This is a genomic window from Pseudomonas sp. Y24-6, assembly GCF_020295325.1.
GTDB classification, from domain to species: Bacteria; Pseudomonadota; Gammaproteobacteria; order Pseudomonadales; family Pseudomonadaceae; genus Aquipseudomonas; species Aquipseudomonas gregormendelii.
Genome location: NZ_JACBXG010000048.1, coordinates 1 through 626, shown reverse-complemented (window position 1 = coordinate 626; position 626 = coordinate 1). Strand labels below are relative to the sequence as shown.

Here is a 626-nt window from a genome sequence, read left to right as displayed (position 1 = left end):
GACGAGTCAAACATCAAAAAGCTCAGTGATTTGTATTTTGCATCGGATGAGATTCAGGACTCTGGCGAACAACTTCAATTTTTTCAGAGACTCTACGTCGAGGGGATTGGCACGTCATCGGGCCAAACCGATAGCCTGATGGGCGCCGGTATGGGGCGTGGCGCATCGGGGGTGAGCGCTAAAGTAGAGGACGCTTTTCAAAATATAACGGTCATTATTTCCCAGTTTGCCAAAATCAACCCGGATACAAAAATCGTTAACCTGACGTTTGATACTTTCGGTTTCAGCCGTGGCGCAGCGGCAGCACGGCACTTTGCCAACGAAGTAGCGCTGGGTCAGCACGGTCCCTTGGGGCAAACCATCAAAACAACTCGCCGAGCGTTTCACGAGACCTTCAGCGGTGACTACCAGCGTGATATTGAGATGGGCTTTATCGGACTGTTCGATACAGTGGCTTCTGTGGGTGGAGTCGAGAACTTGGGTTATATCCGTAGCCAAAAGGCGCCGGGGATCAAACTCTACCTGCCGCGGAGCTTGTTCCCCAACGTCGTCCAATTGGCCGCTCGGGATGAAGTTCGTGCCAATTTCCCGTTGACCCGTGTTAAAGCAGATCATCCTGAATACAC

At 51.8% G+C, this 626-nt stretch carries 1 pseudogene; it reads left to right on the top strand.

Going from position 1 to position 626, the window contains the following annotated elements:
• A pseudogene (locus tag HYI44_RS29185) lies at window positions 1–626 on the top strand (DUF2235 domain-containing protein); the annotation flags it as partial.